Below are 23,661 nucleotides of genomic sequence, written 5' to 3'. Positions count from 1 at the left end.
TTGCAAAAAAAGTGGGACTTAACGAAATTCTTTTATTAGAAAATCTGTTAAGTCCCAACCTAATTAAATTGATTTTTGATTTATGATACTAACATTTTTTTAGCTATACCTATTATATAATAATATATGTTTTTGTCAACTTTTACACAAAATTTCTTGTAAATAAAAATATGGAGAACTTATAGAAAATCTCTTACGAAAGAAATTCTATAAATTCACACTAATGATTTTTGGAAAATTCTAAATAATTAACCTTCGTTGGTATTTATGCAATCAACGTTATTTGACAATAATATAACAAAAATAGTTGTTGTCAATTTATTCGTAAAACTTTTTGTAAAAAAATAGTGGGAACTTTATTAAAATCTCTTAACAAGAGATTTTAATAAAGTCAAGGGTTTAGCAGAATTTATTATAAAAATAATTCTACTAATTAATCATAATTCAATTTAGAATTAAAGTCAATTTGTCTTTTTACAAAAAAAGAACTTATTTAAATTCTTTTGTTATAAAATTCAAATAAGTTCTAATTTAAAACAAATCTAAAATATAATATTACTTTTTAGTCATGTTTATTAGAAAAATAACATTCTTCTTAAAAAGTAAATTGTGCATTATCTTATTATTTAATGAATTGTAAATATTTCATAAATAAAGCATTTAAAATTGGTCCAAGAATTGCTGCTGTTAGTATCATAAAATGTATTAGTCTGTTTCCTGTATTAAGATCTTTACGTAAATCCTTTACTTCATTTTCAATCTTATTAGTAAGTTCGCTTTTAACACTATCTATCTTAATATCTAAATTTTTTTCTACATTATCTATCTTGGTATTTAAATTCTTTTCTACGTTGTCTATTTTGACATTTAAAATAGATATATCTTTTTGCAAATTTTTTTCTACATTATCTATCTTAACGTCCAAATTGGATATATCTTTTTGCAAATTTTTTTCTACAAAATCTATCTTGGTATTTACACTATCTATCTTGGTATTTAAATTCTTTTCTACATTATCTATTTTAACGTCTAAATTGGATATATCTTTTCGTAAATTCTTTTCTACAAAATCTATCTTAACGTCTAAATTAGATATATCTTTTCGTAAATTCTTTTCTACATCAATTATTTTCTCTTTTAAAAATTCAAAGTTGTAATTATCATTATGAAGAAAAACAAAATCTATTGCCTCCTCACTAAACCCTATGTTTAAAAATTCATTTTTTATACTTTCTATATCGTATGCTCTGTAAGCTAAATTGTTCATAAAATCTCCGTATTATCCTTTTAATTGTTTATATTCTTTCATAATTTTTTTAATCATTTCTTTTTCATTATTAAATAATTTATCTAACAAAAATCCTGTAAATTTAGCATTACTTTTGTAAAAATCATAACTTTCTTTAGTTTTAAGTTGAAATCTTAAGGGCTTTATTGGATTTTTTTTTGATTTTTTAAATGTTGGACTTTCTTTATCTTGTATTAGATCAAGAGAATTGTGAATGCCATTTTCTATTACATAGTCTTCTTTAATAAGTCCTTCTTGCAACGCATTTGCTAATTTTAAATAATTATAAGCTTGCGTTCTTGCTATATTATAGTCTTTTACAAAAGCAAAAAAACTTTTATATCCATCCAACTTATAATATTGATTGTCTTTTATTTCTTTTAAAATTCTAATATTATCCACTTTGTGAAATATTTCTTTTCTAAAATTAGCCTTCAATCTATCTTTTAAAGAATTATAATGAGTAATTGCATCTTCATTGGTGACAATTTTTTTTTCTGCATCAGGATCTATTTCTTCTGACAAAACCCTTTTATTTAATTCTATTTTCATAAAAACCTCCTTTATTTCAAGATTGTCCAGATTGTGGACAATCTTTTATAATATGTTTTTCATACATATTGAAAAATTTTGACAATGCTTCTTTATATTCATTAATATAATCTTTGGTCATATCAAATTCATCATTGCCAGTAATTTTTTTATTTAAATCTTCTCTCTCATGAACAATTCCTAAAAATCCTCTTTTGGATCCAACATGTTTTAATAACTCTTTATGAGTATTATTTTTTTTAAATCTTGTTATAAGAATAAAAATTGGAATTTTTATTTTTAAATTCTTAATATAAAATTCTAATAAATCTAGACTTTCTACTGCCCATTTTTCTGCCGTCATTGGAACTATTATGCAGCTACTGGTTAGCAAAGCGTTTGATAAAGTAAAATCCAAGCTGGGATTAGTATCCATTATTATATAATCATAATTTTGTTTCAAAAAAATTAAATTATCCTTTAATCTCAACTCTTTAAGAGGAATAAATTCACTTGAAAATTTATGCAAACTTAAATAACTCGGTATTAGATCTAAATTATCTTTAATATTTACAACTGCATCATTTATATCTAATTTTTCTTTTAATACTCTGTATATATTTTTACTTACAATATTAATCTTTTTATTTGCAATTTCTTTATAAAAATAACTAGTAGTTGATGCTTGAGTGTCTATATCTATTAGTAATACCTTATATTTTTGAGCCAAAAGAGTTGCAAATATTATTGCGCTTGTGCTTTTACCAACACCACCTTTAATTGACGCAATTGTTATTATTTTAGGTTTTTTATTATCCATTTCGTTAGTGGTCCTTGTTCGGGGTATTTTTTCCCATAAAATTCATATATCTGTTTTTCTAAATCTGTAAACATACTAAATAATATCTTATTGTAGTGATTATTCATTCTTTCTTTATATAATAATCGGTATAATCCCTTGAAATAAAAAAACACACTGCCTGCTTTAAATCTAACTTCCATATAATATGCCCTTGCAAAGCCGTAGGATTTTCTAGTTCCGTTTTTTTCATACTTTATAATTGCCTTTTTTATTGGTTTTCTAAAGCCGTAAAAAATTCCTAAAAATTTATCCCCTTCTTTAATAGGGTATAAATGTGTTTCTTCAACAATTCTTTCTCCATTAAATAAGGCCCTCAGTGATACTCGGAATTCATTTTTTTTCTTTTTTTTATTCTCATAAACTCCAAATTTATAAACGTCCATCATTATTTTTGTATGGTACATTGCTTTACCATTTTCTTTTTGAATCAAAATAAACCGTTCTTTATTTTTGCACTCAACTTTACATTTACCTTTTTTTATTGGCTCAGGTGCAGTTTCCATATTTAATCCTTATATAACCTTTTTACTAAATTCTTCTATCGTTAAAGAATTTCTTATTATCTCTAATAAATCATTATAATACGTGTTAAATACTTTATTGTATTCTAATTTCTTTTTACTACTTAAATAGGCTTTTACAATTGGTTTTAGGGCTTCAATATCTGTCGTATTTTTTAGCCGTTCAATAAGTATATTGAAAGTGTTTATCTTCAAATTCTCATAATTTTTTGAAGAATTTTCTTTTTTTATCTCAATTATTTTTTCTAATTTGAGAGTTATTTTGCTTAAATCGTTATATTTTTGATGTTCAATTATAAAATGGGGCTTATTTTTGTAATTTTCATATATTTTTTTAAATTCTGTTTCCAATTGTTTTGGATTATATCCGTTTTTTTCCAATTCTTTTTGAGTATTGTTTAAAATTTCTTTCAATTTGTTTTGCTTTTCTTTGAAAGAAATTTTGTTAAAATGTATATTTTTACTTTTTGTTGTTTTAATTTCAAATCTTTTTAAAGCTTTAATTATTTCAATTTTTTTATCTTTACTAATATTTAATTTTAATAAAATTAGAAGAAATTCTTTATTTTTAAAGTTACATTTATTGTAATAGTTTATTACTTGAAAATTTTCTATCTGATTATTTCTTTCTTCTTTTTTATTATTATTTGTATTACTTAAACACTCCCCCAAATTTACACTCCCCCCTAAAGGAGATTTTTCTTTAAGGCCTATTTCAACTCTTTTTTGAAACCTTGATTGTTTTTTATCTTCAAAGAATTTATTAATTTTAAAGTAACACTCTTTTTTTGAAAAATTCAGTTTATAGTAAATTTCAGTCCCACAATTTACCCCCAGGTGTTTGTGGTAATTTGATGTAACTTTTATTTCTTTTTCTAATTTATAAAGATATTTTTGCAATGTTTTTAGCGTAACAGTATCTTGACCATTTCGTTTTAGATTTTTATTAAAGTAATAGAGTATGTTTTGTTGAGTGTATTTTTTATATTTGGTGTTTACATATTCTAGTGTTGAGATAAGAACAATTAATTTGTGTTGGTGTTTGTTGTGGCAATTTGGACTTTTTTTATTGGTTGATATTGACATAACCGTCAACCTCCTCAATATGTTTATTAATAATTATTAATAATATAATGCAAAATTTTGATTTAAAAGTAAATACTTTTCGAAAAAAATATTAAATTCTAATTATTAATTTTGTTAATTAAATACACTTTTTGTAATTTAAAGAAAATAATTTGATTTTAGTCTTAAGTTAGGCTATACTACAAGTATCGTAGTTGTTTAAATATTGACATTTGCGACTACCTTAATATGTTAATTTGCAAAAAAATAATTGAAAGGGCTTAGCTTAGTTCTTTTAGAAAGAGAATCTAGCTAAGCTCTATTTTTTTTGCAAAAATTTTTGTAAAAAACTTGGCAAAAATAGTTTTTGCTATATAATTATTTATAAACATATTAAGGAGTACATTATGAACAATGTGTCAACAAATAATTTAAATATTCAAGATATACAAAATAATATTCAAGCGGAAATTAAATTCAGAAAAGATATGAAAACCCTAATCACGAAGTTACCGCGTATTGATAAAAGTCTTCAGGGACATAAGTATAAGTATCAGGATTTCAATGACATAGTAGAGGAAATTTATAACGTTATTGAAAAGCATAATTTGGATCTTATTTTTACTCAAGATCCAATTTCTAAATATGTAGATGGTCAAAAGGAACATGTTATTAGGACCACATTCTACAGTACAAGTACTGGGTATAGAGAGTCTTTTGATACGCCAATGCTTACAGAAAATTTACAATGGAACAGTGAAACTGGGTCTAAAGTTGTAAGTACAGCGCATCAACTGTTTGGCTCATCTATTACTTATGTCAAAAGGTATGCTTTAGTGGGGCATCTTTGTATAAAAAGCGAAGTTGATATTGATGCAGCGCATATTAACAATAATTATGAAAACGAAAATTCTACACCTAATAGACAAGTTAGTTTTAATCGCAAGCAAGAACAAAAACAAGAGATTAATTACAATCAGAAAAAAACAATAATTCAGAACAACAAAACTACACCATTCAAAAACCAGAAAAAAGATAGGTTTTATTATTACAGTGTTTTTAAAGAAGCGTTGTCTAATATAAAAAATTGGGTAAATAGCCCCACAACAAAAAATAATATAAACTCAATTATTCAAAAAATAAACTTTATTCAGAATATAGACCCTAACAATATTGATGATATCAAGAAAATTGAAGCCGATTTAATCTCGTATTTTGAGAAAAATAGTGATTTTAAGAGTATAAACTATTGGGCTGAGATTATAAAAAACTATTTCAAGAGAAATAATAGATTAAAGGATTTGCAAGATTTTGAAAAGTTTATGGAGTTTAAGAAGACTACTTATGGCCCTAGCCCGCTATTATTCTTTTGCACGTTAAAAGAAGATAAACAATTTGATTATATATTTGCAGCATAGCAATATTTTTAAAGCCCCCAAATAAGGGGGCCAGTATATTGCTACTTAGCCTGCTGGACTTGGCACGTACTACTTGCTTGATCTGTAAAATCATCTATACCGCCTTTAAGGGCCCCTTGAACCACTTGCTTGAAAGTAGTTTTCTGATTTTCTGCATTATCCCCAGTGCATTTATCAAGTTCACTTTTTATATGATTAAGTGCTGTTTTTATTTTACTTTCATCATATCCTAAAAATTTATCAAATTCTCCATCATCAGTTAAAGCGGTTTTTAACCAGTCAAGTTGTGTTTTTTGATCATCAGTTAGCTTTTCTCTAAGAAGTTCTTCTTTAGATTTAGGTTTTTCTTGTTGTGTTTCTTGTTGGTTTAAATCGCGTTTTTTTCTACTTTGTGATTGTTTGGCATTGTTTTTTAAAGTGTCATTATCATTAGAATTACAGCTATTTAGAACAAGTAAAAACAAACAAAATAATATATTTATAATTTTCATTATTACTCCTTTTTTTTATCTTCAGTACAATACATTAAGTAACAAAAAAGTTTATTCTTGTAAATATAGACCCTATTTTTTTAAATATTACTAATTTATAAGGGTTAAAAAAGAGTGTTTAATAATTTCTGTTTTTTAGAGTGTTGTTTGAAAATGATAAATTATCATAAATTATATTTTGGGAATTCTCTATAATTACTATTTGAAAAACCCGGCAATTAGCGATACAACAATAGCTGCTATGGCTGATATGGCGATGGGAACCACTACTGCTGTTACAATAGTTATCATTCTGTTACTTATCTCGATTTTTTCTAAAAGCAATTTGGTATTAATTTCTAGCTTTTCGTCAAGATTTTGTTTAATATTTTGTTCCAAATTAGACATATCTTGTTTTAAATTTTTTTCTACGGTGTCAATCTTAGCGTCTAAATTATCTATCTTGATATTTAAACCATCTATTTTGGCATTAAGTTCGTTTTTTACACCATCTATCTTAGTTTCTAAATTTTTCTCTACGAAATCAATCTTAGTATTTAAATTTTTTTCTACGAAATCAATCTTGGTATTAAGTTCGCTTTTTACAGTATCAATCTTAGCGTCTAAATTATCTATTTTGATATTTAAATTATTTTCTACAGTGTCAATTTTAGCGTCTAAGTTAGATATATCTTTTTGTAAATTCTTCTCTACACTATCAATCTTAGAAACAAGATTATCAAACTTTAAACCAAATTGTTTTTCTAAATTTTCTAAATCTCTATAGGTAAGTTCATTGTGATAATATCTTTTAGATAAATCTTGTGCTATTAGTTGTTCCATTCCCAATCTTATAAATTCGTTATATATTTGTTCTTCACTTACAGTATTTGTTAGCACGGGTTTCATAATATTTTTCCTTTATAGTTCTATTGTACACTATTTTGGGTTAATAGGGGTTGTCTATTAACAATATAAAGTATAATTTCTTGCAAGAAAAAACTTTTTGTAATTTACATTTTTAATCTTGAATACTGATTATAGACTTTTTTTGCAATGGGTTTTGTTTTTTGAATGTATTCTAAAAGTAGTTTGATATTATGTTTCACTGAAGTCATTGTGTGTTCGTCTTTTAATGTTGATAAATCTGGATAAGTAAATTCTGGATAATTTGGATCATTAACTTTAACTTTTGTTTTGGCTAAAAATGTTACAAGGTACATAACATAATCTGATAATTGAGCCTCATATTTAGCTAAAGCGCCTAATGTTTTAATAATTGGTGGTTTTGGCTCGTCTGGTAGGCTAGCAATGGTGCTACAACATAGTAGTAAAGTAAGTAATAAGTAGTTTGCTAGTTTAAGCATTATCACCCCTTTTAAGTATATTGACGTATTCCCGCATGATTTTGTTGCGTTTTGCTTTTAATGAGGAGATAATTCTATTACTTTTACTGCTAGCAATAGCCTCTATTATCTCAAGATTGTATTTTAAGATATCTTGTATTTCTTCAAATATTTTAGTTGATTCGGCCGTTTCCATAGATTTTAATGTTCCAATATATGTTTTATAGAAAAAATCTATTACCCTATTAAAAGTATTAATGTAATTATGATCTATGTTTGTATCAGTTTTAGCTATGTTAGTTAAGTTGGATAGTAGATTAAGCCCTAAGCCAATAGTGTTATTTTGCATTATTTGTTCTTTCCTTATAGATAGGTTTTCCTTCTTGATTGAATTTTAGATTATTAGATATTTTTAGATTTTTTTCATCAGAATTAACTAGATCAATACATTGATTGATTTTCTCATTTATTGGAGCGAGTATTTTTAATATTGTTGGAGTTAATGCACTTTCAAGTCTTTCCATATTTGCTGTATATATTAATTGATAATGAGAATACAGCTCATAAACCAAAAAGAATCCCTTATGTGCCATTTCATCAAATTCATCTTCAAATTTAGAAAATATATCAATAAGGTTTGATAAAGACGTAAGTCCAAGCTCAACATTATCTTTAGATAATTTCATAAATTAATCTCGTTTTTTAATATGATTGTTGCCATTTCCATTTTTAAAAATCTTGCCTATTGCTATAGATAATATGTCTTTTAGCAACGGCTTGAGAAGAATTAACACCCCTAAAACTATTACTGTTACAAAAATCATTACGGCTATTAGTTTAATTTCATTTAGATTAATAAGAAGTTCGGTTATTTTAATATCCATTTTTCAATCCCTCATTTTAATTTTTGATATATATATTATATATCAAAACTGTAATTTTTGCTAAAAAATTTTACAGCTTTAATAGAACTGGGACGTTCACCCATCTTTTTTGGACATACCATCCTTTGTACAGTGAGATTACACCAGTGAAAGTTTCGCTTGAAAAAACTAAATTTCGGTTATTTGTACTATCAGGTTCATCTGAATATCTTAGATATAAGGATCTACCTTCTCCTTTGTTTTGATCTATGTCAAGTTCTATATCAAGATAAATGGGGGTATCGTCATAGCTTTTATAAAAAATAAGAGTTGCACCTCTTGATTGGTCCAAATCTACTTGCAGTCTTTGATTTTTGTAGTCAGACGGATACAGTATGGTGTCAACAGGAGTGCTCAGATAAGCACTAAAGTCTGACGGCACCCCAAGGAACTGTTTTGGAACAGGTGTTTTTTGAATAGTTGAAGAAGACATTATCAAAAGATCGTCATATTTAGATAGAGTGGCTGATGATATGCTACTTGTTAGGCGCGATTTAATTTTGCTAAAAAGGTTAGAAAGCTTATCAGAATCATTGCCAATTAGCTTGTCTATTACTTTAGCGTAAATTTTTTTTACAAACTCTTCATCAGCTGCAAGTTCAGTAGCGATTGTGGACTTAATTATCTCTTTAAACTCGCCCAGCTCTTCCCCTTTAAATGTTTGATGGTTTACGGTTTTCAAAAAGTTTTTAAAGGTGATAGCGTTGCTACTTGCAACTCCATCATCAAGTAGTAAAAGATCAGTGTTTTTAACAGTCGTAACCTTATTTAAATCTTTGATTTGGACTGTTTCTTCCTCATCAATTAATAATTTTTCTTCTTCTCCAGCCATATAGCCTCCTTAATTGTTAAAAGTAATAATATTGTTACCAGTTTCATTATTAATTTTGAGAACTCTACCAATAGGAATAATCCCCTTTATAAAAGCATAAATTGAATGATCATAGCCTTTGGGAAGTGAGTTGAATACTAAAGCCTTTTTAGATGCAGCGTATCCTTTTTTCTTTTCTCTAATTAGTATCTTTTTAGGCCTTTTCCCTTTTGCAGTACTGGGTGTAATGAATGCAGTAAAGTTTGTCTTTATTGCCCCTTTTAAAGAGATATCAATAACACCAGCTTCAGGTGTAGTAACTGAAATATCCACATTCAAAAAAGCCTTAAAAATCAGTCTAAATGACTCGTCAGTGCCAATATGTCGTAAAGCAAAAATAACACTATTGATATTGCTTGTAATACTTTGTAGAGTTTGAGTTTTTGCATAAAAAATTGATAAGACTTGAGATATCCATATGGCAATATATCTTGATTTTATATTTTCTTTTGCATCAATGGATATGAAATTGGAATTAAGCGCTTTAAGCTCATTAAGAAGTTTTTGTGCGTACTCAGTTTCTGTACTTATAAATTTTTGAACTTCAGTGGTTTTTAAAAAATTAGGTATTTTCATACTTTTTAAGTATCAATGTCAATAAGTAGTCGATCAGTTGTATTGAAAAGCAGCATTGTATCATCAGTGATAGCAATATCTTGATTTGTTTGAAAATCGCCATCACTGATTTTTGAGATACTTTCAGTGTCTGTATCTTTAACACAAACTTTAATTTCCATAAACTTAATCCCTTTTACTTCATTGACTGGAGCAAAAAAGTCTTGATATTCAAAGCTAATGCCCATATCAGAATAGTTATTTGAAATAATCCTAGAATATATGTTTCTAATTTGAGAGTCTATGTTTAAGTAGAGATAGTTTTTAAGATCAAGTTTGTACTTTACTTTCATATAAACATATTTTCTTTTTCCCAGTGATATTTTGTAGGATTTAAGTTGCCCGGTTGGGTTGAGTCCATCAATTTCTATGTCTCCATCAAGTAAAGTACCACTAGGAGTTGTTAGATATAATGTTTCCCAAAGTTTAGCTTTAAATTCAGGATTGTTAATATTAGTCTTAGCAGTGTCTAATAAATCTTCTTTAAGAATTAGATATATATTAGCTTTACCAGCTGAACTTTTAATATTAGCGTGTTCCACTCCATTAAGATTAAGTAAAGCAGCTCGAACTGCGTTGTAAGTTGTGCTTTTAGAGGAAATATGTTCTTCAATTGCAGTCCAATAAGTACCACCCGGTTTCATTTTAGAAAAAAAGAGATTAAGCTCATTAATTATTTCTTCTTCAATTAATGCTAAAGAAGATGCAATAATGTTGTAAATCGAGCTATTACTATCATCAATGTTAATTCCATAATTTATGCGTAAGTATTCTCTTTTGGATCGTACTATATCCCCAATTGTGCGCTTTAGAATACCAAAATCAGAATCAAAAACAATACTCATAAAGTAAACTCCATATTCAAAACATCACCAGAGAAAAAAAAGGATATATTTGCTTTACGGTCTTGTATTGCAATTGAAATATTGATTATATCTAAGTTAAGATCTTTAGATATTTCATAAAAATAGTTTTTTACAGCTTGAAGATTATTAATTTTTAAAAGTTTCAAAAGCAAGAAATAGTCCAGGCCCCAATTAGGAGCATAGCTTAAACTACCCCTTAAGGTTTTTAGGAATATAAATAATTTTTGTTTTTGCTCGTCAATTCCATCAACAAGCGAAAAATCATTATTAAATACCAATTCAAAATTATTTCCAATTCTTAAATCCATACTAATAATTATACCATATTTAGCAAAAATTACTTAAACAAACTGTTGATATTAGCAGAAATTCTAGAGGTCACCGCTTGTAATGCTGGATAGTTAATAGTTGTTTTTTCGTCTCCTATGATAGTTATACCGTTGATAGCACTTACAATACTTTCCAGGATTTCTTTCAAGCTAGTTGTTTGGTTGACTATTTCAATTCTACTATTCGCTTTTATCTTAACAGTATCGGAAATTAAATTTAAAGTTTTTGGACTAATTGCGCTAAGTATGTAAAAATGATGTTTGTCGAAATGAATATCGTCATTTTTATCAAAAATATTGATGCTTGATTGAAGTAGTAAAACAGCATCGCCTTTTGATAGTTCAAAATTGATATTAGAAATATTTTTTGTGTGAATTTCTAAGTCTTCAAATTCTGGTATTATAACTACAGCTTCTTGTGTTTGCTGTTTAAATTCCTTTACAGTGCCAAGTCGAGTTATGAAAATATTTGAATAAATCCAATTTTTTACGTCTTCTTGTGTTAATGTATTTCCATAAATACGCTTGTTCATTTTGTAAATTATATGCTCTAAGTCCATTTTACCCCCTTTATTATCTCATTGGTGCAAAATTAGAGGCGTCATATAGCTTAAGTGATAATGAACAATCTCCTGTATTGCTAAGCCCCGCACTTGTTTCTTGTATGGTATTTTTTATAATGTTCCCTAGTCCGTCTATAAATGAAACTTTATCACCAACTCTTAGTTTATGTGTATAAAATATTTTAGCGTTCCAATATATACGCCTTGTCTTAAATTCATGCTCGATATCAACTTCTTGTTGTGGTATAAATTCAAGCCCATAATCTTCTAATGCCTCATAGTGGGTATTTTCACCTTCCTGTTCGTAATTAGTAAATACGAAATTGCATTCAATTTCGTAATCATGATAGCCAGTATCAGTTATTACGTTATGAACGTATTTTCCTTTTATTATTTTTTCAATAAACTCTTTTGGAGTTGAGGCATAAATATTTTTGTCGATTACTTTAAGTTTATCTTTATCATTCATGTTAATGATATTGCGATTAGGAAATACAGACTCTATCGCATCTTGCACCGTCATGCCCTTAAAGTTTTTACCCACTTTTCCCTCTTTGTCCTTCAATTTGCGATTGAAGAAGTTGCTATTAGTTAATAATTTAACTTCGAGCTCGACACTAAAATCTCCACCAGGATAATCAGTGCTCATGGGGTGCTCTAAAGTGCCCGCCATTATAAAATCAAATTTTTTCTCATGAGCAAATTTCTTATAATATATTTTTACTATATCTCCAAATTTTATGTGGTCGGTAAAGTCTAGTGGCAAGTTCCAAAGTACAATTTTTGCTTGTTTGGAACTTACAGTATTTAAGTCTGCTGATAATCTATTAAATATGGAAATATCAACATGAATTCTGTCTTGTGTATTGATTATAATTTTAGGAATTTTTTTCGGAAAAGGAGTTCCATCAGTTGATTTTTTTGATTCATCTACATTGTAAAACTCAATTTTAAAATCATAACTTAGTAGTACTGTTTTAGAATCATGAGTTACTAACATATATTATCCTTTATATTTTTCTAATTTAAATGTTTTCACTACCTCCATTGACAGACTAACTTCAACTTCATCGATGAAGGGAGTGTCCTTAAACGAAAGATTTGTAATTATAGCTAATTCTTTAAATCCAAAAGTTGGACTGTAGATAGTAAAAGGAACTTGAGCCTGCAGTCTATTGGATAGTTGTTCTTTTACAAGGTGAGAGTCAAAGCGGAACAAAAAATTCTCAAAAACAGTGGTTTTAAATATTGAAAGCATATGTTTGTACATAGAAGTTAATATCCCACCACTTAATGAGATATGTTCTCCTGTCATTACGGGGTTGTAGCTTACATATTGCGCTTTTCTATCATAATAGTTGATAACTGGTCGTTTAGAATAACTAGTATTATAAGACCGTGAGATTAGCTGGGTTTTTGGTTTTATAAAAAACAATTGTGGCACATATCCAAAACCTCTAAAATCTGGTCGTGGGTATAGCAATAAAAAGTTATCTGCTCCAAAAAGAGCAAGTAGTTGAGTCCCTATATCTTTTATTAATTGAGAAGTCTCTTCACACGACATTTCCCCTTCTTTTTTATTTTCGCAATTGTCACTATTTGCATTTATAATACCCGTAGAATCCTCTTTTTCTGCAGGCGATATTGTTTTATTATTAATAATATTTTTATTGTTAATGTCCATAAGTAATTACCTTTTACTACAACTTAATTCCAACAAGCCCTGCCAATAACTTCAGAGCGGCATATGCGACTTTTGCCGCCCCTGAAGATAATCCAGATAATGAGCCTATTGCACTTTGGAACGCATTGGAAATTGCAGAACCTATAGAACTTGCAACACTTGTAGCCATTTTGCTTATAATTCCGGTAATGCCCCCTGTATTATATGTTTTTATTAAGTCTTCGACCCAATCAATTATTCTTGAAGCACCCTCAAGCACCGGTTGCATACCCGCAGCAGTCACATTCATAAGAGATTGTTCAAGTTTGGTTAAATTGCTATCAATCTTTTCTTTCTCATCAGAAAATTTTGTAAGGCCGAAACTTGCGTAATCACGATGCATTTCTGCAAGTTTCTTAAATCTAAAGTTATAATCATTGCCCACAACGTCTCTTTCATAGTTATCTTTTGCTTGTACCGTATATTTTTCGCCTTTTATTGTGCCCTCCATTGTATTATAAAGGTTCCCATATCCTCTAATATGCGCGTCAACAAGTGCTGCAGCCTCTTTCATGCTAGCATGACCGCTAGATACAAGATCGGCCATCATTTCCCCCGTAAGTTTTAATCTCTCTGGAGTCAATTGTTTCATACTTGTTAGAGTGCCCTTAATAAGAGAAAATTGCCGCAGAAACTCTTCTTTTTCTAAGTCACGCTCAAATCCTTTCCTATTATTAAGAATTCCCCCGGTAATATTCCCTTCCTTATCTTTAGTTCCCATAAATAATGCCCGTTGTTTTTCTGTATAAAATGCGCTATTGAGGTGTTGTGCTTTTTTCTGTTGAGAAATTGCTTCAACTGATTTTTTAATCCAGCCGAACACAAAACCAAAAATCCCACCACTTACTCTACTAACAGCATTGCCAATAACAGTTCCTAGAGCGCTACCTATAGCAATTTTGGCAACAAGTCCTTTCCCTTGAGAAGCCGCTAGCATTTTACTTTTTGCTTTTGATTCTTTTGCAAGCTCTTTATACTCAAGGCGCCTTTTATCTCTATCAGACATTAAAGACCTTTTGAAAGCTTCTTTTCGAGCTTTTTCAAAACCCATGCCTTGTTTCATAAGCTTTTTAGTTTGTGTAAGTCTATATTTCTCAACACGCTCTCTTAAGCTTTCAAATTTAGTTTGTTTGCTTAATTCTTTTTTCTTATCCGACAAATTACTTTTTACAATATCTTTAGTACTACCCAAACTAGATTTTTTAGGCTTAAGATATTTTTCCATTTTGGTAATATCTTGTTCGATAGCTTTTTTTGTTGCTGCATGATCAAGAACGCCCTTAAATTTAATGGTGAATTTGTCGCTCATTAATCCCTCATTTACTTAAAATTAATTCATACAATTCTTTTTCTAATTTAAGATCAGCAATACGGTTAACTTCTAAAAGCTCATCATAAGGCATTTTCTTAACATCATCGTATGAGCAAATATTCATAATTACTGGAAAATAGTATTTATCGTTTTTTATCTCTTCAATCAAGTTGAAATACTTTTTTCTAGTCTCATTAAGACTTGCAATAGCTTTGTCAATATCTTTATTTATTTTCCTCATTTAGCAACTAGTTCATTAGAATTTGATGTAAGTGAAGCAGCTACTTTTTCATAATCAAAATTATCATCGATATAATCAAAAGTAACAAAATCGCCAACATTATTTTCGTATTCACTCAAATATGCTAAAGCGGGTTTTTTAAGGTCATTATCTGCGTGAAAAGTATTGAATTGCGCGGTGTAGATAATAGCAACAAGATAGTCCTTATAATAAGAGATAAATTCTCTATTTGCATCTAGAATTACATAAAATTCGTCTAAAAACTTTGGACTTATCATTAAGCTTGTAATTTCTCTTAAGTATTTAACTTCATTAAGCTTATAAATAGCGTCGCTTTGATTAAATCCTAGTACTCTATCCCATTCGTAGACTGGTAATACTCTAAGTGGGTATTCATAGGTTTTATTTTTGGTTAAAATTTTCATTTTATATCTCATTATCATGGAAAGATTCTCCTTTTAGCTTTTATTTGGGTGTGTTTTTTGGCAATTAATAGCCCTAATCTCAAAAGTCACTTTTTCAGCTTCTGCTGAATAACTTCTTGAGGGTTCTTCAGTGAAAATTGCATGGTTAGAAATAATTTTGGTAGCAATTCTATCATTGAATGCTAAATCAAGCATTTTATCATATTTGCTAACATCCATGTTATAAAACTGATCGTCTGCAATTTCAGTTAACGCAATATAGTCATGACTGCCTAGAGTGACTTCAATGTTGAAAATATAAGTTATAGTTTTAGGGTCACGTAAGCTTATTACAGGAAATCCTTTGTCTTCAGTACTAACAACTGCTCTTGTAGTAGGCTCGCTTGTAAGCTCTAGTTTACCACTGTGCAGTTGTATACCACCGATTGAAAAGTAAACTTCCCTTAAATCATAAAATTGCATAATTTTTAACTCCTTATACGTTTAAACTATTTTGATAATCAACTATATCTTGAGAAGTAATCACTAAAGTAGCTGCATTAATACTAAAGTTGTAAGTAATATTCACGCTAAGTTCCAATTTAAGCTGTTTGGTGCCTGATAGGGTAAGCTTTAAGTCCTTGTATTCTACAAGTAGTCCCCTATCAATAAACCGTTTGAGTAGGCATTCAATTGCTGAAGTATAGGCATTATCTCTAGCGCCACTAAGTTGTAGTGCAGATAATTTACTATTTTGTCTATTGTTTTTATTCCAAATTCGAATAAGCTCAACAATAGCCTCATTTTTTATGTAGTGGTAAGTAAAAATCTCGTCTATTGCTTTACCAGAAAGATCAACACCCTCCTTAATAGCAGATATACCGTCAAGACCAGTCTCGTTAAGAAGTGAGTAAAAGTTAATTTTTGCATCCCTTAACTTTTTAATTACAGCATCGTCAAGAAGTGGTGTAGTAGCTAATGGCATACCATATGGATTAACAGAGTGGAAAATGCTTGCTTGATGCAAATATGCACTTATAAATTTAAGGTGTAAATTATCTCTATTATTGCTATAAACAACAATATTTCTTTCTTTCTCAAGATTGCTTTTATCCTTAAATAGTTCTTTTATCTCTTGCTCTTTAGTTGAGAATACAAAAAAAGTTGAAGACATTTTAAACTTAGCATAGTCATCTTTATAAACAGTTAGTCCATCATCTGAATTGTCCCCTTCAGTATTAATAAGCACAACAAAAGAGTGCCTATACGCTTTAAGATAGTTTTTAAGTTCCTCGGGCTTATCCTTATAAATGAAAAGAACAACTGATTTTAAGGACTCTTCAGTTGAATTGAAAAAATTTGACATTGCGGTTTTCAATAGTGTTTTTTCTTTTCCAAACTGATCTTGTCCATTTCCATTATCTTTTTCTAAAGTTTCAATTTCTTTTTCATAGTTATTAACAGTCAAACTCAATGTTTTATAGTTAGCAGCATCTTTGTTAACTTTAATTTTGGCTGTTTTGTAGACCAAAAGTGGATTGTAATAGTTGGGTGTATTAGCTTGAATGCTAGAGTCTACCAAACTTACACTAATTGTATTTTCAGGCAATTACGTACTCCTCCTTTAAAATTTCAATTGCTTTTACACTAGCATTAAATGCTACAGATGCACTGTATGCATGATTGCTATATTTTGTACCTAAATTTATTAGTCCAACTGTTTGCATATTAGATGTTGGATAAATGTAAAAGTTGATTTTATTTACATACTCGGGTTGAGATTGATTTTCTAAAGCATACTTATGGACTCTATTATGTAGAAACTCGCTAAGCATACCATAAAGTATTAGCATACGCGAATTAGCATCAAAATCTTTAGCATTTAATACTACTGCAATAATATATATTTGGAAATTCACACTAAATTCCAAAGCATTTTCATAAAATGCACCAGTTTTGCAGTCATGATCAAATAGATGTTCTGTACCATCAAATTTCAATGCTATTATATTGGGGCTAGCAGCTGTAATTTTTGAAAGGTACGGATGATTGTAAGTATTTATAATATCGCATTCAAAATTATTTTCAGTTGCATAGACCTTAAAGCCTTTAAATATTTGGATTAAATGATTTAAAATCGAATCTAAAGTTACAATCATTCAAGCACCTTATAAGTTAGTTCTGATAACATTTTTGATGTATCAACAAGTGGGATTGATGCAGTGCTGCTACCTTTTCTTAATTTGCTTTTGATTGTACTATCCTTTAAACCCGGTGTAACTTGCCCTGAGAGTACATAATTCTTATAGTATCTTACAAAAGCTTCTCCAATAGCACTCATTCCTAATTTAGGCTCAATATTGAACTTAGAATTTATATAACTATTGTTGATATATTCTCTAAATTCAGAACTACCAGCAATTTTAGTTAAATGTTTTCTTACTGGCAATTTAGCGCCGCCTTTTTCGTGCATTCTAGCAATATTAGAACGACCGCCAAACCAACCAATTTCCAATTCAATTGTAAAGTCTAGTCCGTCCATATAAATTCCTTTAAAACCAGCGTAAAGTATCCTATTGAAGAGTCAATGCTAAATATTTCAAAGTAAACCAAATCTGAAATTGATATTCGGTCTTTTAGTTCAAAGTTAAGATCTTGATATGTGTAAAGTTTAGAATATCCTTGAATATCAGATATATTGGAGTCATAAAGCATTGCAAGTTCTTGTGGTTTTATGTCAATAATTACTCCAGCAAATTCGGTGTACTTATTCTTATCAAATACTCTTTGATAAGAATCGTCATTTTCAAGTTTTACAACAGTGCCTTTATAAAATCTTAAAGGGCTAGGATCCTTAAAAACGTTGATCATACGTGTAGACATATCTGAAAGTCTTTTTCTAACGCCACTCACTATACAACTCCCACACAAGAGGGTGTTGAAGTTTCTCTTTTTAGTTTTTCTAAAAATGCATCAAGTTGTGAACAAAAGTTCTTATTTGACCCACAACTTTCTCCACCACCTTCTTCGCCTCCACCACTGCTAGGATAATAATCAAGTTCAAGCTCATTGAATTTCTCTTTTTTAATCCTCTCAAATTCAAATTCTCGAACAACCCCTTGCTTTCTTAATTGACAACCCATATGATAAAAGGTAAGTAAAAATATTTGTTCATATGTAAGTGAACTAGCGTCAATACCACGTGTTACCAAAATAGCTTGAAGTAAAGATAAGTGAAGTAGAAAATTTTGCCTACTTAGTGCTAGTTGATCTATTCCTAATAGCAATAACACTTGAGAATGAAGTTTTGTTGTTAAGAGTTCTTCTTCATTTTCAGCTTGTACTTGCAAGTCCTTTTGTTCGCTCATTTTATTTGCCTTATCTTATTAACTTTGTTTAATGTTCACTTGCAAAATAGTCTTCTTGGTAGCAAGTAGACCTCCTAAAACAAAATCAATGTATGAATGCGCAATATCAGTTGAATCCTTATCAACTTGTTCATTTGGTGTAGGCAACATGTACTTGCTAGGCTTAAATTTAATAAGCGCTGAGTTTAACGGATAAATGAGTATTTGATGTTTTAGCAAGTTTGAAGTTTCAATATAAACATCTTCTCGATTATTAATAGCTTTAATAGTTTGGATCAAAACATCTTCCCATTTTTCACAACTTGATGTAACAGCTTGGCCTACTGCATATGGTTTTACCAATTTCAATGAAGTTGCGGGGTCAACTATCACCATCATAGGTGTAGAAAATTCGTCGCCTAATTCTAATTTTGAAAGTCCTGCTTCAATTTTTTCAAATATTTTATCCATCTTATCCTTATCACCTTGTGCAACTTCTTCTTTTATCTGTTCCGGCATATTAAGTAGTCCGTACATATTAGGAAGTAAACGTTTTTGATTTTTTCCGTCCTTTTGAATTGAAACAGTTCCTGTTAGTACAAAGTGATTAATAAGTTTGATAATTTCACTACTTGCAAGCTTATAAGCTTGAGCAAAAGGCAATAAATTATTATTAATGTCGCCAATATATGAGTCTGAAGTGTAAAATTTTTCAGAAGTCTGCTTTAAATGTCTAAATTTGTATTGTAATTTTAAATAGTTCAGTCTAACTACTTCAGAACTAAACCCAATAGTTGAGATAGTATTAACCTCATTAGCAATTGTTGTAGGATTAGCATTTAAAAACGCGTCCCATTTTACAGTTCTTTGATATCCCATTTTAAGATCAACATCTTCAATCTGATCAGGTAAAAACCATTTATACATAATGGGGTCTTTAACTTCTCCTATAATATTAGCTACAGATTTTGCATAATAATTTTCATCGTAAAGTTCCATTTAAAACCTCCTTAATTTTTTTAATTTTTACTTACAGCTTTATTTCCAAACACTGCTACTTTTATTAAATAAACATCATTACTAATTTGCTTTGCATCAGATAGCGCTATTGCATTAACAGTTGTCTTATTTTGTCCCGTGGGCTTTTCTAGAGCGCCGTCTTTATTAAAAATAAGCTTGTCTTTTGCTTTAGGTGTAGAATCTTTTGCAACCAGGTAACCCTCAAAATTATTTGTAATTGGAACAATAGTAGCTGTTTTGCTAAACTCGTCTACATCAATGCATATTCCGTATAAGTCTTCACCGCCTCCGGCCTCAACATGGGGCTCATAGTGAATTTCATCCTTTTTTTCTTCTTGAATAACTCTTTTTACTCCGCGCTTATAGGGATACCCCGAATATGGATGATTTTCCAACTTATCAAAACTACTAGTTCTAATGCCTCCAGAAGCAAAAAATTGTACGTTTTTGTCCCTAAACTCAATAGAATTGCCTAGTAAACTAGTATAATGTTGTGGATTTTTCATAAACTTTTCTAGTTTACTGCGCTTTTCTTGATACTCTTTTACTAATTGCGTTGTATCTGCCATTAACTTTCCTCCTTTTAAATTCTTTAGTCTTAACCACCAGCAGCAACTACTGTTTTCTCAAGGCCTCTATTGCCAAAAATTGTAACTTTTATTAAATTAATTGAATAATCTTGTCTTATGTTTTCAGCTTGTTTATCCTTATCTTCTGATGCAAACTTGATTGTAAATGAATCAGAAAGTGCATAAGCATTAATTAATGTTGGGGGCCCACCATCAGCCTTGATAATAACTCCATCTGAATTAATGTCTAATATTTGACCCGATTTTATACTAGGATTTCTTGTAACAAGGTACCCCTCAAAGTTATTTGTAATTGGCAAAACATACGCAGTACAACTAAATTCGCATACATCAACACATATGCCATACATATCATTATCAGCACCAACCTCAACATATACGGAGTTCTCTTTTGGAACAAGTTTAACCCCACGCTTATATGGAAAACTCTTTTTTGGATCGTAGAAATATTCTTCTATTTTGTCCGTATAACTTGAACATGCAAATGTATAAGCATCAACTAGCTCATTCTTAGACTGAAAACAACCACTTGAACTGCTAAAAACCTTATTTTCAACAGAACTCATTGATTTTGCATATTTTTTGAATTTCAAAAGAATATCATCAAGTTCTTTAACCGACTCAAGATATGGGTCCATTACTGCATCATCTTCAGCTTGTCTTGCTTGACGCCTAGCTCTAGGAGCAGCTGGAATTTCTGCCTGCAGACCTAATTGTGGATTATCATCAACACCATCCGGAACTTGCTCTTTACCTTTTAAAGCCATTTAATTACCCTTTTAAAGCTCTATTTCCAAAAACGCTAGCAAGTCCTATATATAATTCTTCAGTCAATTTATGTGTCTTTGAAAGTGCTATGGCATTAATAGTTTTATCAGAACCACTAGTCTTTTCAAGTTCTCCCTGCGCATTAAAATGCAGCTTCTCACCCGGCTTAATATCAGTTCCTGGTTTCTTAAATACTAAATATCCTGTAAAGTTGTTTGTAATTGGAATTACAGTTGCCATACCAGTAAACTCGTCTATATCAGTGCATACTCCATACAAATCATCACCACCTCCAGCCTCAACTTCAAGTTCTGATGTACCATCAGCACTAAAACTAAACTTTACTCCGCGCTTGTAGGGATACCCTTTAGCAGGATAATTTTCTATTTTGTCTTTACTACTAGTCCAAACTCCATCAGAATTAGAGTAAATTAAATTTTTATCCCTAAACTCAATAGAATTGCTAAGTAAGCTAGCATTTTGCTGGGGATTTTTCATTAATGCTTTAATTTCCTCAACTTTTTTATCAAACTCTTGTTTAATTTTTGTAATATCACTCATTAAAAACTCCTTTAAGCAATGTTTCTTCTGTTATCTCTTTTTAGATTTTCATAAAATTGAACTCGTCTTTGCTTGTAAGTATTGCTTAAAGCTTGCACAAACTCTGTGAAATTAATTGGTACAAAATTAGGATCAAGCAAACTTACTCTCTCTTCTGATTTAGCAATAATATTTCCTTTAATAACCTCAACAGAAGATGAATTGCTATTAGCATTTTTTCTTAATTTGATATTCACTTTAGCCAAAGAAACAAGTTGTTCTAGTATCTCTCCATCAATATGGCTTATGTCTGATACTTTGGAAATAGCTTTAACTTGCTCAATTGGAACAAACTTGCGAACAAGTTCTCTGCGTTGTGCCTGCATAATGTCTTTTAGAGTATATCCTTTTGCAAGTAGTACCTCTTTATTGAAATGACTGCTAAGATGCGCTTTTGCAAGTGTATCAATTTCATTAATGCGCTCTGCCTCCAGTAATAATTGCTTTTCAACACGCTCTCTCTCTTCAACTTCAGCAAGTTCTTTTGTTATTCGCTCATTTATACTTAAATCACGAGTTGTTTCTTTAGGTTTTGCATTACTTGCTTGTTCTTTTAAGCTCATATACTCTTCAAATTCCTGGGTGCTTATAACTTTAGTATCAGATTTAACTTGATGTTCTTCTTTAACTTGATCCTCAATTATTTCTTTCTTTTCATTTTCAATCACTTCTTAACTCCTTTTCTCAAAATGAGAATAATTTTTCTTTTAAAAAAGCTCGTTCCTCGTTATTGAAAGAACTGCTCTGTATAAGATCGTTATATTTGCTATAAAGCTCAATTAGCTTAATATCTCTTTCCACCTTTTGATCATCACTCAACATCACTAATGAATTGAACTTCATATCAAGTCCAAAATACTTATTAAGCTTTAAATTACAAGCATTCTGGATTTGTTCTTGTACACCTTTTAGAAAATCATAATAATTGCTCCTATCACCTTTACCATCATTTCCAAGTCCTTTAGCTTGCTCGTTGAAACTTCTTGTTAAAGGCTCCTTAGTATCAGCACCAATTTTTGCTTTAATTAATGCTAAGGCCTCTTTTAAATAGGTAAGATCGTATTTAATAACTTCTAAACTAGCACTCGGAGTAGCTGTGTAAAACATCCCCTCATTACTTAGATTGCTCTTAAGCCTAGCAAGTTCACTTGCCAATGAGTCATTAAGACTGCGTAAATTAGAAATATCTTTACTATGATTATTTGAGTTTTGTTTTCTTAGAAAGGATGATAAAAAGCTATTGCCTTTTTCATTATTACTACTCTGAGTTAGCGCACTCAAAGACGTTGTTGCGCTAGAAAGCGCGTCTTGTAGCTGCACTAAAGACTCGTCTTTGTAAAACAAAAAATTGTGGTTTTCAATACGTTTTTCTATTTCAACGTATATCTTCTCAAATAGGTAAATATCTAGCAAAAAACTTTCCGTATAACACGGAACATATCTTTTTAAGATATAATCAAAGTTTTCGTATATTATAAGTCGATTTTTGTGTATTTTGACCGTATCAAAAGAATTACTTCCATTATTAGTTCTTACTTTGTAAGTTACATAATCAAAGTCAACCCCCAAGTCTCTTACAGATTCATAATCAAGGTATTCAAATCCAATAGGTAGTTCTATATTAACAGGTCTTTCAAGGTCTACTAGTGTATCTTTAGTTTTTACTAAAATGTATCCAATTCCATGAAAACGGAAGCTTATAATACAATTTAGTAAAGCATTTTTAAGTTGCACTTTTAATCTAGCAAGCTCGAGCTCACTAACATGACTGGTAGTATACTCAAGAATAATTCCGTTCTTAAGACAATCTTCTGCTACATTTTCTATGTAATTTCTAAAAAATATTGAATATCTATATAGTTCCAGTGAACTTATTTTATCTATCAGTTTTGCTTTTCTTAAATCATACATTTTTTACTTCTTATTCTTAATTTTCTTAATTAAATTAAATTTATAATAGCAAAAACTAATATTTTTGTCAATAAAAT

General features: G+C 29.6%; 34 protein-coding genes. 1 reads left to right on the top strand and 33 read right to left on the bottom strand.

Annotated elements, in window-relative coordinates; genetic code table 11:
• Positions 1-622: 622 nt before the first annotated feature.
• From bdr (QIA21_RS06335) to QIA21_RS06315, 5 genes are read right to left on the bottom strand one after another with little or no spacing between them, the layout of a single operon-like run.
• A complete protein-coding gene (gene bdr, locus QIA21_RS06335) occupies positions 623-1,267 on the bottom strand; it encodes a Bdr family repetitive protein (RefSeq protein WP_418905720.1) in 645 nt (214 codons plus the stop codon).
• A 12-nt stretch (positions 1,268-1,279) separates the two neighbouring features.
• A complete protein-coding gene (locus QIA21_RS06330; RefSeq protein WP_418905719.1) occupies positions 1,280-1,840 on the bottom strand; it encodes a chromosome replication/partitioning protein in 561 nt (186 codons plus the stop codon).
• A 16-nt stretch (positions 1,841-1,856) separates the two neighbouring features.
• Positions 1,857-2,639 carry a ParA family protein gene (locus QIA21_RS06325; protein ID WP_418905718.1) on the bottom strand — a complete coding sequence of 261 codons (783 nt, stop codon included), beginning with the start codon at positions 2,637-2,639 and terminating at the stop codon, positions 1,857-1,859.
• Entirely contained in the window at positions 2,615-3,184 is a 570-nt protein-coding gene (locus QIA21_RS06320; protein WP_418905717.1) for a DUF226 domain-containing protein, read from the bottom strand. The genes QIA21_RS06325 and QIA21_RS06320 overlap by 25 nt, the downstream gene beginning before the upstream one ends.
• Before the next feature lie 9 nt (positions 3,185-3,193).
• A complete protein-coding gene (locus QIA21_RS06315) occupies positions 3,194-4,288 on the bottom strand; it encodes a plasmid maintenance protein (protein WP_418905747.1) in 1,095 nt (364 codons plus the stop codon).
• 386 nt (positions 4,289-4,674) lie between these two features.
• Between QIA21_RS06315 and QIA21_RS06310 the strand changes: the two genes are divergently transcribed.
• The gene (locus QIA21_RS06310; RefSeq protein WP_418905716.1) at positions 4,675-5,685 is read left to right on the top strand and encodes an ERF family protein; all 1,011 of its coding nucleotides are present in this window, start codon (positions 4,675-4,677) and stop codon (positions 5,683-5,685) included.
• Between the two features lie 41 nt (positions 5,686-5,726).
• On the opposite strand, the gene QIA21_RS06305 is transcribed toward QIA21_RS06310, so the two are convergent.
• The 28 genes from QIA21_RS06305 to QIA21_RS06170 all read right to left on the bottom strand — a co-directional run bounded on the left by QIA21_RS06305 (position 5,727) and on the right by QIA21_RS06170 (position 23,584).
• Entirely contained in the window at positions 5,727-6,176 is a 450-nt protein-coding gene (locus tag QIA21_RS06305) for an Mlp family lipoprotein (RefSeq protein ID WP_418905715.1), read from the bottom strand.
• A 198-nt stretch (positions 6,177-6,374) separates the two neighbouring features.
• Positions 6,375-7,064 carry a Bdr family repetitive protein gene (gene bdr / locus QIA21_RS06300; RefSeq protein WP_418905714.1) on the bottom strand — a complete coding sequence of 230 codons (690 nt, stop codon included), beginning with the start codon at positions 7,062-7,064 and terminating at the stop codon, positions 6,375-6,377.
• 104 nt (positions 7,065-7,168) lie between these two features.
• Positions 7,169-7,522, bottom strand: coding sequence for a BBA14 family lipoprotein (locus tag QIA21_RS06295; RefSeq protein ID WP_418456339.1), 354 nt, complete (start codon positions 7,520-7,522; stop codon positions 7,169-7,171).
• Entirely contained in the window at positions 7,515-7,850 is a 336-nt protein-coding gene (locus QIA21_RS06290) for a BlyB family putative holin accessory protein (RefSeq protein WP_418905713.1), read from the bottom strand. The genes QIA21_RS06295 and QIA21_RS06290 overlap by 8 nt, the downstream gene beginning before the upstream one ends.
• Positions 7,840-8,187, bottom strand: coding sequence for a BlyB family putative holin accessory protein (locus QIA21_RS06285; RefSeq protein ID WP_418905712.1), 348 nt, complete (start codon positions 8,185-8,187; stop codon positions 7,840-7,842). Before QIA21_RS06285 ends, QIA21_RS06290 begins: the two co-directional genes overlap by 11 nt.
• A 3-nt stretch (positions 8,188-8,190) precedes the next feature.
• Positions 8,191-8,385, bottom strand: coding sequence for a BlyA family holin (locus QIA21_RS06280; protein WP_418905746.1), 195 nt, complete (start codon positions 8,383-8,385; stop codon positions 8,191-8,193).
• Between the two features lie 70 nt (positions 8,386-8,455).
• Positions 8,456-9,256, bottom strand: a complete 801-nt coding sequence (locus QIA21_RS06275) for a DUF685 domain-containing protein (RefSeq protein ID WP_418905745.1) — start codon at positions 9,254-9,256, stop codon at positions 8,456-8,458.
• A gap of 9 nt (positions 9,257-9,265) precedes the next feature.
• On the bottom strand, positions 9,266-9,871 hold the full coding sequence (locus QIA21_RS06270; RefSeq protein ID WP_418905744.1) for a DUF735 family protein: 606 nt from the start codon (positions 9,869-9,871) through the stop codon (positions 9,266-9,268).
• 5 nt (positions 9,872-9,876) lie between these two features.
• Positions 9,877-10,755: a DUF276 domain-containing protein gene (locus QIA21_RS06265; protein ID WP_418905743.1), complete on the bottom strand. Its 879-nt coding sequence runs from the start codon at positions 10,753-10,755 to the stop codon at positions 9,877-9,879.
• Entirely contained in the window at positions 10,752-11,084 is a 333-nt protein-coding gene (locus tag QIA21_RS06260; RefSeq protein ID WP_418905666.1) for a contractile injection system sheath initiator, read from the bottom strand. Before QIA21_RS06260 ends, QIA21_RS06265 begins: the two co-directional genes overlap by 4 nt.
• Before the next feature lie 29 nt (positions 11,085-11,113).
• Entirely contained in the window at positions 11,114-11,665 is a 552-nt protein-coding gene (locus QIA21_RS06255) for a DUF777 family protein (protein WP_418905742.1), read from the bottom strand.
• Between the two features lie 13 nt (positions 11,666-11,678).
• Entirely contained in the window at positions 11,679-12,668 is a 990-nt protein-coding gene (locus tag QIA21_RS06250; protein ID WP_418905741.1) for a DUF693 family protein, read from the bottom strand.
• Positions 12,669-12,671: 3 nt separating this feature from the next.
• Positions 12,672-13,352 carry a DUF792 family protein gene (locus QIA21_RS06245; RefSeq protein ID WP_418905740.1) on the bottom strand — a complete coding sequence of 227 codons (681 nt, stop codon included), beginning with the start codon at positions 13,350-13,352 and terminating at the stop codon, positions 12,672-12,674.
• Between the two features lie 16 nt (positions 13,353-13,368).
• Positions 13,369-14,700 (bottom strand): DUF759 family protein, encoded by a 1,332-nt coding sequence (locus tag QIA21_RS06240; RefSeq protein ID WP_418905739.1) that lies wholly within the window; start codon positions 14,698-14,700, stop codon positions 13,369-13,371.
• A gap of 7 nt (positions 14,701-14,707) precedes the next feature.
• On the bottom strand, positions 14,708-14,944 hold the full coding sequence (locus QIA21_RS06235) for a DUF1322 family protein (RefSeq protein WP_418905738.1): 237 nt from the start codon (positions 14,942-14,944) through the stop codon (positions 14,708-14,710).
• A complete protein-coding gene (locus QIA21_RS06230; protein ID WP_418905737.1) occupies positions 14,941-15,387 on the bottom strand; it encodes a DUF1473 family protein in 447 nt (148 codons plus the stop codon). The genes QIA21_RS06235 and QIA21_RS06230 overlap by 4 nt, the downstream gene beginning before the upstream one ends.
• Positions 15,388-15,402: 15 nt before the next feature.
• Positions 15,403-15,831 (bottom strand): DUF1463 family protein, encoded by a 429-nt coding sequence (locus tag QIA21_RS06225; RefSeq protein ID WP_006434231.1) that lies wholly within the window; start codon positions 15,829-15,831, stop codon positions 15,403-15,405.
• 13 nt (positions 15,832-15,844) lie between these two features.
• A complete protein-coding gene (locus QIA21_RS06220) occupies positions 15,845-16,957 on the bottom strand; it encodes a DUF787 family protein (RefSeq protein WP_418905736.1) in 1,113 nt (370 codons plus the stop codon).
• On the bottom strand, positions 16,950-17,507 hold the full coding sequence (locus QIA21_RS06215; RefSeq protein ID WP_418905735.1) for a DUF764 family protein: 558 nt from the start codon (positions 17,505-17,507) through the stop codon (positions 16,950-16,952). Before QIA21_RS06215 ends, QIA21_RS06220 begins: the two co-directional genes overlap by 8 nt.
• On the bottom strand, positions 17,504-17,890 hold the full coding sequence (locus QIA21_RS06210) for a hypothetical protein (protein ID WP_418905734.1): 387 nt from the start codon (positions 17,888-17,890) through the stop codon (positions 17,504-17,506). The genes QIA21_RS06215 and QIA21_RS06210 overlap by 4 nt, the downstream gene beginning before the upstream one ends.
• Positions 17,878-18,261: a DUF1506 family protein gene (locus tag QIA21_RS06205; RefSeq protein WP_418905733.1), complete on the bottom strand. Its 384-nt coding sequence runs from the start codon at positions 18,259-18,261 to the stop codon at positions 17,878-17,880. The genes QIA21_RS06210 and QIA21_RS06205 overlap by 13 nt, the downstream gene beginning before the upstream one ends.
• A complete protein-coding gene (locus QIA21_RS06200; RefSeq protein WP_418456171.1) occupies positions 18,261-18,716 on the bottom strand; it encodes a DUF3890 domain-containing protein in 456 nt (151 codons plus the stop codon). Before QIA21_RS06200 ends, QIA21_RS06205 begins: the two co-directional genes overlap by 1 nt.
• An 18-nt stretch (positions 18,717-18,734) precedes the next feature.
• The gene (locus tag QIA21_RS06195) at positions 18,735-19,694 is read right to left on the bottom strand and encodes a hypothetical protein (protein ID WP_418905732.1); all 960 of its coding nucleotides are present in this window, start codon (positions 19,692-19,694) and stop codon (positions 18,735-18,737) included.
• A gap of 20 nt (positions 19,695-19,714) precedes the next feature.
• On the bottom strand, positions 19,715-20,284 hold the full coding sequence (locus QIA21_RS06190; protein ID WP_418905731.1) for a DUF228 domain-containing protein: 570 nt from the start codon (positions 20,282-20,284) through the stop codon (positions 19,715-19,717).
• Between the two features lie 29 nt (positions 20,285-20,313).
• On the bottom strand, positions 20,314-21,072 hold the full coding sequence (locus tag QIA21_RS06185; protein ID WP_418905730.1) for a DUF228 domain-containing protein: 759 nt from the start codon (positions 21,070-21,072) through the stop codon (positions 20,314-20,316).
• A gap of 4 nt (positions 21,073-21,076) precedes the next feature.
• Entirely contained in the window at positions 21,077-21,634 is a 558-nt protein-coding gene (locus QIA21_RS06180; protein ID WP_418905729.1) for a DUF228 domain-containing protein, read from the bottom strand.
• Between the two features lie 11 nt (positions 21,635-21,645).
• Positions 21,646-22,341, bottom strand: a complete 696-nt coding sequence (locus QIA21_RS06175; RefSeq protein WP_418905728.1) for a DUF1357 family protein — start codon at positions 22,339-22,341, stop codon at positions 21,646-21,648.
• 16 nt (positions 22,342-22,357) lie between these two features.
• Entirely contained in the window at positions 22,358-23,584 is a 1,227-nt protein-coding gene (locus QIA21_RS06170) for an anti-CBASS protein Acb1 family protein (protein ID WP_418905727.1), read from the bottom strand.
• Between the last annotated feature and the right edge of the window lie 77 nt (positions 23,585-23,661).

Source organism: Borreliella japonica (genome assembly GCF_030438115.2).
Taxonomy (GTDB): domain Bacteria; phylum Spirochaetota; class Spirochaetia; order Borreliales; family Borreliaceae; genus Borreliella; species Borreliella japonica.
Note: the sequence above shows the minus strand (reverse complement) of the source record. Positions and strands in the feature narration are given on the sequence as shown.